General features: G+C 70.4%; 5 protein-coding genes. 2 read left to right on the top strand and 3 right to left on the bottom strand.

Annotated elements, in window-relative coordinates; translation table 11 throughout:
• Positions 1–58 precede the first annotated feature (58 nt).
• The 3 genes from VF092_15970 to ppk1 all read right to left on the bottom strand — a co-directional run bounded on the left by VF092_15970 (position 59) and on the right by ppk1 (position 5,874).
• Positions 59–2,320: a S9 family peptidase gene (locus VF092_15970; protein HEX6748795.1), complete on the bottom strand. Its 2,262-nt coding sequence runs from the start codon at positions 2,318–2,320 to the stop codon at positions 59–61.
• Between the two features lie 186 nt (positions 2,321–2,506).
• Positions 2,507–3,421, bottom strand: coding sequence for an aldo/keto reductase (locus tag VF092_15965; GenBank protein ID HEX6748794.1), 915 nt, complete (start codon positions 3,419–3,421; stop codon positions 2,507–2,509).
• A 182-nt stretch (positions 3,422–3,603) separates the two neighbouring features.
• Complete coding sequence (gene ppk1 / locus VF092_15960) at positions 3,604–5,874, bottom strand: polyphosphate kinase 1 (GenBank protein ID HEX6748793.1); 2,271 nt, start codon at positions 5,872–5,874, stop codon at positions 3,604–3,606.
• A 306-nt stretch (positions 5,875–6,180) separates the two neighbouring features.
• Between ppk1 and VF092_15955 the strand changes: the two genes are divergently transcribed.
• On the top strand, positions 6,181–7,875 hold the full coding sequence (locus tag VF092_15955; protein HEX6748792.1) for a hypothetical protein: 1,695 nt from the start codon (positions 6,181–6,183) through the stop codon (positions 7,873–7,875).
• Between the two features lie 213 nt (positions 7,876–8,088).
• Positions 8,089–8,916 (top strand): SDR family oxidoreductase, encoded by an 828-nt coding sequence (locus VF092_15950; GenBank protein ID HEX6748791.1) that lies wholly within the window; start codon positions 8,089–8,091, stop codon positions 8,914–8,916.
• Positions 8,917–8,918 lie beyond the last annotated feature (2 nt).

Raw genomic sequence — 8,918 nt, 5'->3', positions numbered from 1 at the left:
TTATCGGGAGAAGGGGGGCCGGGGGGGATGAGGGCCCGGCGCGAAGCGCCCCCGCTGTTTACCGCGCCGCGATCGCCGGCGGGGTCGCACCCTGCAGCCAGCGGCCCAGCCACTCGTCCGTCACCTGGCTGATCAGGCGGTAGCTGTTGAAGTCGTACGCCGCGCCGTGGTGGCCGGGCGGATAGATGCGCAGGTCCACGTCCTTCCCCAGCGCGGTGAACGCCGTCAGCAGCTGCATGGTGTTCTGCGGATGCACGTTGTCGTCCAGCAGCGAGTGGATCAGCAGCAGGTGCCCGCGCATCTTCGCGGCGTTCTCCAGCGGCGAGCTCTCCTTGTAGCCCTCCAGATTCTCGCTCAGCAGCCCCATGTAGCGCTCGGTGTAGATCGAGTCGTAGAAGCGCCAGTCGGCCACGGCGCTGTTCGCCACGCCCACGGGGAAGAGCTCGGGGTAGAGCTCCATCGCCATCAGCACCGCGTAGCCGCCGTAGCTGGTGCCGATGATCCCCACCCGCCGCGCGTCCACGTACGGCAGCGTCGCGAGATGCTTCGCCGTCTCCGCGAAGTCGTGCGCCTCCCACCGCCCCAGGTGCTTGTAGACCGTCTTCATGAACGCCGCGCCGTAGTTGTTGGTCGCGCGGTTGTTCACGCCGATGACGATGTAGCCGTGCTGGGCCAGCCACTGGTCGTAGCCGTCGGTGGCGAACTGGTCGTACACCTGCTGCGACCCCGGCCCGCCGTAGATGTCGAAGACCACGGGATACTTCTTCGTGGGGTCGAAGGGCACCGGCTTGATCATCGATGCGTCGATCCGCACCCCGTCGGCGGTGGTGAACGAGAACGGCTCGGCGGGCGAGTACTCGTGCGTGGCCAGCCACTGCGTCACCTGCGGATTGGCCTCCATCGTCCGCAGCTTCCCGCGCTGCGGCGACCACAGCTCCACCTGCTTGGGCTGCCGCACGCTCGTCCAGCGGTCGATGAAGTAGGCGGTGCTGGGCGACATGTCGAAGTGGTGCGTCCCCGGCGCGGAGGTGATCTTCCGCGTCCCGCTGCCGTCGAACCTCACCGCGTACATCTGGCGCTGCAGCGGCGAGTCCTGCGTGGACGAGTAGTAGATGGTCTGCGTGCGCGGGTCGATCCCCTCCACGCGGGTGACGGTGAAGTTCCCCTTCGTCACCTGGTTCACCAGCCGCCCCGAGTAGTCGTAGCGGTACACGTGCTGCCACCCGTCCTGGTCCGAGATCCAGAAGAACTCGTGCATCCCGGCCGGGAAGGTCATCATGTCGTCGATCCCCGCGTAGAAGTCGTACAGGTCGATCCACGCGTCCGACCGCTGCATCATCACCTGCCGCCGCCCGCCGGTGTTCACGTCGAAGAAGAACACGCGCAGCTCGTTGTGCGCGCGGCTCAGCGTCAGCACGGCGATGGTGTCGGGCCGGCTGGTCCAGTAGATCCGGGGGATGTAGAAGTCGCCGGTGAGGCCGGTGTCGAGCCAGGTCTTCCGCCCGCTACGCGCGTCCACCACGCCGATGCGCACCTTCGGATTGGGATCGCCGACCTTGGGATAGGGGATGCTGTCGTAGCTGGGATGCAGCCCGGAGAGGTCGCTCAGCATGTAGATGGGCTCGGCGCTCTCGTCCACCTGCCAGAACGCGATCCTGCGGCTGTCGGGCGACCACTTCCACGCCTGCGCGAGGCCGAACTCCTCCTCGTAGACCCAGTCGAAGTGCCCGTTGAACACGTGCAGCGTGGCGTCATTCGTCAACCGGCGCTCGGTGTGCGTGGCCAGGTCCGTCACGTACATGTCGCCGCCGCGCTCGAAGCCCAGCATCGACCCGTCGGGCGAGAGCTCGGCCGTGCGTGCGCCGCGCGTGGCCAGCTGCAGCGACCGGTCGGCCAGCGAGTAGATGTAGTAGTCCGCCGTCCCCGAGCGGCGGTAGATGGGCTGGAAGTTGGACTGGAAGACCAGGTGCTTCGAGTCCTGCGCCCACTGGAAGCTCTCGTACTCGAACGGCGTCTGCGACCCGGGGAAGGTCATCCCCTGCGCGGAGAAGAGGGTGCTTTCCGCGCCGGTTGCGGGGTCGTACGCCTTGATCACGTCCTTCCCCTGCGCGTCGCGGTCCAGGTAGCTGAACCGGCTCCCTTCGTCGATCCAGTTGACGCTGCGCGGGCCGTTGCGGCCGGACAGCGCGCCCGTGGCGGCCAGCGCCTCCTGCAGGCTGGCGAAGCGCTGCTTCTGCTGCGCGCCGGCCAGCGCGGGCACCACCGCCAGCGCGGCGGCCAGCAGCATCGACGCGGCGCGCGTTTGGGTCGAACGAGTCATTCGGGCTCGGGGGAGCGAAGGGATTGGGGAGATCGGCGGACGAAGCGCGCAAGGTACGCTAAGAAATCAGCACAGGCAACGCGATAAAGAAGGAGAATGTCTCACGCAGAGTTAGCAGAGTCAGCAGAAAACCGCTGTTCAACTGCTGACTCTGCTGACTCTGCGTGGAGCTCTTCTGTTGATGGATCACCCGAGAATGCGGTCCACCTCGGCGAGCTCGTCCTCCGTCAGCGTCCACCCGGCCGCGGCGGCGTTGCTGCGCACCTGCTCCGGCTTCGTCGCGCCGGCGATGACGGAGGCGACGGCGCGGCGCGCTAGGAGCCACGAGAACGCCAGCTCCAGGAGCGTGTGCCCCCGCGCCTCGGCGAACGCGATCAACCTCTCCACGAGTTGGAGCTTCTCGTCCGATCTCCGGTCGGCGACGCGCTCGTCGGAGAGCCTGGCGCCCTGGGGGACTGGTTCGCCCCGGCGGTACTTCCCCGTCAGCAGCCCGCTGGCCAGCGGGTAATAGGGGATGAAGGCGATCCCCAGCCGCTCGCACGCGTCCAGCACGCCGTCCTCCGGCTCGCGGTGCAGCAGGCTGTACTCGTTCTGCACGCTGGCGAACCGCGCCGCGCCCGGTCGCACCGCATCTGCCGCCTCGTGCAGCTGCGCAGCGGAGAAGTTGGAGCAGCCGATCTCGCGCACCTTGCCGGCGCGCACCAGCTCGTCCAGCGCGGCCAGCGTGTCGGCGATGGGCACCGTCTCGTCTGGCGTGTGCAGCTGGTAGAGGTCGATGCGGTCCGTGCGCAGCCGCCGCAGGCTGTCCTCCACGGCGTGGCGGATGTAATCGGGACGGGCGCCGTGGCGCTGTTCGTCCATCTTCATCCCGAACTTCGTCGCCAGCACCACCTGCTCGCGCCGGCCCTGCAGCGCGCGGCCAAGGTACTCCTCGCTCTGGCCGCTGCCGTAGATGTCGGCCGTGTCGAGGAAATTCACCCCTGCGTCCAGCGCCGCGTCGACCACCGCCGCCGTCCCCGCCGCGTCGACTCTCCGCCCGAAGTTGTTGCATCCCAGCCCCACCACCGACACCTCGAGCGATCCGATCCGCCGCTTCTCCATCGTCCGCGCCTGTCCAGGGTCGTCGTGTCCGTGATCGACCGCGGTGGCTCGCAAGCCTCACGCCCGGTGCGGGTCAGAAACAGCAAGTCTCACACGGAGGAAACGGAGGGAACGGAGGACTGCCGCTGTTCCTCCGTTCCCTCCGTTCCCTCCGTGTGATTCCCTTCCCTTGACCGAAGTCGTTACAGCATCACCTCCCAGGGGCGGGCGCGCTGGCGGCTGCGCTCGAGCGCGTCGCGCATCAGCAGGTCGTGGTAGTTGATCTCCGGCTCGTCCGGACCCGGTGTGCGCGGGCGCCAGTGGCCGTCGGGCTGCAGCTCCCACGACAGGCGGTTGTCGGCCAGCGCGGCGTCCAGCAGGCGCAGCAGCCGCTCCTTCAGCGCGGGGTCCAGCACGGGGACGATCGTCTCCACCCGCTCGTTCAGGTTGCGCTCGCGCCAGTCCGCGCTGCCGATGAACACCTCGGGGTCGCCGTTGTTGGCGAAGTGGAAGACGCGGTCGTGCTCCAGGAAGCGGCCCACCAGGCTCACCACGCGGATGTTCTCGCTGTACCCCGCCAGCCCCGGGCGGAGACGGCTGTGCCCGCGCACGATGAGATCGATCTTCACCCCCTCGCGCGAGGCGCGGTACAGCTCGCGGATAATGCCGGGGTCGTCGAGCGCGTTCATCTTGGCGATGATGCGGCCGTTCGCGTACCGCCGCTGGTGCTGCACCTCGCGCTCGATACGCTCCTCGAACACCCGCCGCATGTCGCGCGGGGCCACGAGCAGCCGCGTGTACTGCTGGTCGGGCGCGTACCCGGTGAGGAAGTGGAACAGGTTCACCAGGTCGTCGCCGATCTCGTCGTGGCAGGTCAGCAGCCCCAGGTCGCTGTACATCCGCGACGTGCGCGCGTGGTAGTTGCCGGTGCCGATGTGGCAGTAGGTGCGCGGCGGCCCGCCCTCGTCGCGCACGATCAGCGCGACCTTGCTGTGCGTCTTCAGCCCCACCAGGCCGTAGGTCACGTGCACCCCGGCGTCTTCCAGCATCTCCGCGCCGCGGATGTTGTTCTCCTCGTCGAAGCGCGCGGTCACCTCGATCAGCACCGCCACCTGCTTCCCCAGCTCGGCGGCGCGGATCAGCGCCTTCACGATGGGGCTGGCCTCGCCGCCGGTGCGGTAGAGCGTCTGCTTGATGGCCACCACGCGCGGGTCGACCGCCGCCTCCTCCAGCAGCCGCTGTACGCTGGCCGGGAAGGAGTCGTACGGGTGATGGACGAGGACGTCGCCGCGGCGGAGGATGGAGAAGATGTTGCGTTCCTCCTCGGTCTCGCCCTCGTGCTGCAGCGGCTCGGGGACGACGGGCTCCCACGGCTCGTACTTGTGCGCGGGGACGTCGAGCTCGGCGAGCACGGCGCAGTCCGCGTGGGCGATCAGCCCGCCCGCCTCGTACACGTCCTGCTCCTCCAGCTCCAGCTCGCGCACCAGCAGCTGCCGCACCTCGCGCGGCATCGCCCGGTCCACCTCCAGGCGCACGACCGGGGCGAAGCGGCGCTCGCGCAGTTCCTCGCTGATCAGCGCCAGCAGGTCCTCGGCCTCGTCGTCTCCCCGGTCCACGGCCGCGCTGCGGGTGACGCGGAAGGGGTGGACGTTCACGATCTCCATCCCCCGGAACAGCGAGCCCACGTTGGCCTGGATCACCTGCTCCACGGGGACGAAGTGGAAGCGGTGCTCGCTGTGGGGAACGGGGAGCCAGCGCCCGTTCTGGGGGGGGACCTTGATGCGGGCGAAGTGATAGGTGCTGCGCGCGGCGTGGCGCATCAGCACCGCCAGCGACAGGCTCAGGTTGGAGATGAAGGGAAACGGGTGCCCGGGGTCGACCGCCAGCGGGGTGAGGACGGGGTAGATCTGCTCGCGGAAGTGCTCGTCGAGCGCGCGCCGCTGCGGCGTGTCGAGCTCGTGGTAGTGCGAGACCACGACGTCGGCCTCGGTGCGCAGGAGCGGCTTGAGCACCTGCTCCCAGGTGTCGCCGAGCGCCGCGTGCATCTCCAGCGCGGCGTTGCCGATCAGCTCCAGCTGCTCCGCCGGCGTGCGTCCGTCGGTCGAAAGCGCTTGCACGCCGGCCGCGAGCTGGCCCTTGAGGCCGCCCACGCGCTTCTGGAAGAACTCGTCCAGGTTGCTGGAGGCGATGGCCAGGAAGCGCACGCGCTCCAGCAGCGGCGTGCGCGTGTCCAGCGCTTGCGCGAGCACGCGCCAGTTGAAGTCCAGCAGCCCCAGCTCGCGGTTGAAGTACAGCGCCGGGTTGTCCAGGTCGGCGCCGCGCGGCACGGGGCGCGGGCGCACCGCGCGCGGGATCGCGTGCGGCCCGTCGGGGACGCGCGGAACGGCGCGGACGCTGCGCGGGCGGCGCGGCGCGGACTGCGGGGGCGGCGGACTCTCGCCGGGGCTGGCAGACGGGACGTGCTCGGCGCGCATGGGATGGGCTGGGGATCGGGTCGGGGCGTATACGTACAGTTAGCGCGGCGCCCCGAAGATGTAAACCATTCCAATGTAACGATGTTTCGCGCGGCGGCGGAGTCGGGGCGGGGGTTTTGGTGATCGGCTGAACGCCTGGCGAGCCGCGCCGGGGGTTCGACGGGCGAATGAATTCGCAGCAACAAGAGCACGAAGTCCCTGCGGGACTGCAGCCGCCCGCATCCGTGCACATCGCCTGCATTCGCGCCGGATCGGCGCTGCGATTATCGTGATGGCGCCACGTATCTTCCCCTCTCCCGATCTCCCTTGAACCTCACCCGGCCCGCTTCCACGCCTCCTCGCGATACACTGCTCGCGGCGCTCCTCGCCGTGGGGGTGATGGCGTGCGCGGGGATCGTGGCCGCGCTGCACTGGCGGTTGTTTCGCAGCGCGATCTGGCCGGACGTGGCGAAGGCGGCGATCGCGGCCGGCGCGCTGGCGATGCTCGCGTGGGAGCGGCATCGCCGGCGCGCGGGGCGGCCGGTCGCGCGGCGGACGGCGCGGCGCATGGGGATCGCGCTCGTCGCGGCGGCGGTGCTCGCGTGGTACGCGGGGGCGCTGTACGCGTACCGCGGCTTCTTCCACGTGTGGGACCAGTTCCACTACGTGGTGGGATCGAAGTACTTCCGCGAGTTGGGCTACGACGGCCTGTACCGCTGCGCCGCCGTCGCGCTCGACCAGACCGGCACTGTTCGACAGCGGGATGGATCGCCAGTCGACCTGCGGGCGGAGGTGCGCGCGCCGGGGTTCCTGGTCCGCGACCTGGATCGCGGCAACGTGCTCGTCCCCGCCGCTGGCGCGCTGGCGGATCCGGGCGCGTGCACGGGGCGATTCACCCCCGCGCGGTGGAACGCGTTCCGGCGCGATGTGGTCTTCTTCCGCATGGCCGCGGGCGCGCAGCACTGGGCGCAGATGCAGCGCGACCACGGCTACAACCCGCCGCCGCCGTGGACGGCCGTCGGCGGCGCGGTCGCGGGGCTGCGGCCGGCGAGCAGCGGGTGGATGGTGGCGCTGGCGCTGCTCGATCCGCTGCTGGTGCTCGGCGCGTTCGCGGCGCTGGCGTGGGCGTTCGGCTGGCGGACGGCGTCGCTCGCGGCGGTGTTCTGGGGATGCCAGGCATTCGCGCCGTTCTTCTGGACGGGTGGCGCGTTCCTGCGGCAGGACTGGTTCTTCCTCTCCGTGCTCGCCGTCTCCCTGTCCCGCCGCGGACGGCACGCGGCGGCGGGCGCGTCGCTGGCGGTCGCCGCGTGCCTGCGCGTCTTTCCCGCCCTGCTCGCGATCGGCTGGGTGGTGATGCTGCTCGATCCGCGCACCGCCCGCCCCCGGCGCCGCGCGATGCTGCGAACCGCCGCCGGCGGCCTCGCCGCGGCGGTGGTGATGCTGGCGGCGGGCGCGGCCGCGGCGGGGCCGGGCGCGTACCCCGCGTTCGTGCGCCACATCCGCCTGCACGAGCGGACGCCGCTCACCAACGAGATGGGGCTGCGCCCGCTGCTGACCTCCGGCATCGGCCACGGCCCCGCGTCCGGGCGCCTGCGCTACCTGCGCGACGAGCGCCTTCCCGATCCCGTGCAGCCGTGGAAGGACGTGCGCTCGGCGCGCTGGCGCTCGCGGCAGCCGGTCGCGTGGATGCTGGCGCTGCTGCTCGCCGCGCCGTTCGTGATCGCCGTCAGGCGCGCGCGGCGAACGTGGGCGGCGCCGGGGCTGTCCACGCTGTGGATCGCCCTGATGCTGCAGTTGACGTCGTACTACTACGCCGTCCTCGTCGCCATCGCCCCGCTCGCGCGGCTCCGGCGACGGCTGGAGGTGTGGATGCCAGCCGCCGCGCTCGCCTCGCAGATCGCCGCCGCCGCGCTCTGGTGGATGGACGAGCGCCACCTCGCCCTCAGCGCCATCGCCCTCGCACTGGTGATCGCCGCAAACAGCGTGTTCGTGATTCGTGGAAGCCGCAGACTCGGACGGTAGACTCGCCGGCTTTGCGCCTTCGTTGCTCAGGTGAATTCCTCCGATGCCGGCTGGACGTCATCCTGAGGCCGCCAGACCGTAATCAGCTTCTGCACAAGAACTTGCAGGCCGAAGGATCTATCGCCGGCTCGGCACCTGATCCGGCGAAACTCACCGAATCTTCACCCGGATCGATTTGCCCGGCCCTGAGATGAGGAGCCCTGCGTGGGGGAGATGAGCGGGCGCGTCTGCGTGGTGACGGGCGCCAGCAGCGGCATCGGCAAGGCCACGGCGAAAGAGCTGGCGCGGCGCGGAGCCACGGTGGCGCTCGTCGTTCGCAGCCCCGAGCGCGGCCGCGCGGCGCTCGCCGAGATCGAGCGCGACGCCGGGTGCCGCGACGCGCGCATCGTCCTGGCCGACCTGTCGCGGCAGGCCGACGTGCGGCGCGCGGCGGACGAGCTGCTGGCGGCGTTCCCGCGCATCGACGTGCTGGTGAACAACGCCGCCGTCTACACGCGCCGCCGCCGGCTGAGCGACGACGGGATCGAGATGCAGTGGGCGGTGAACCACCTCGCGCCGTTCCTGCTGACGAACCTGCTCCTGCCGCGGCTCGTCGCGAGCGCCCCCGCGCGCGTGGTGACGGTCAGCTCCAACGCGCACGAGATGGCCGACCTGCGCTGGGACGACCTGGAGATGCGGCGGCGGCGCTACCGCGGCTTCCGGCAGTACGGCAACACCAAGCGCGCCAACGTGCTGTTCACGCGCGAGCTGGCGCGCCGCGCCGCCGGCACGGGCGTCACCGCGAACGCGCTCCATCCCGGCGTCGTGGCCACCGACCTGCTGCTGAACGGCTTCCCGCCCATCCGCCTGTTCCGCCGCTGGATGCGCACCCCCGAGCAGGGCGCCGCCACCGCCGTCCATCTCGCCGCCTCGCCCGAGGTGGCGGCTGTCACGGCGAAGTATTTCGTCGACGAGCGCGCGGTCTCGCTATTCGCCTCCACCCGCGACGAGACCGCGCGGCGCCTGTGGGAGATCAGCGAGCGAATGGTGGGGCTGGGGTGAGC

The organism is Longimicrobium sp., from assembly GCA_036377595.1.
Classification (GTDB): domain Bacteria; phylum Gemmatimonadota; class Gemmatimonadetes; order Longimicrobiales; family Longimicrobiaceae; genus Longimicrobium.
This window is presented reverse-complemented; position numbering and strand designations above follow the sequence as displayed.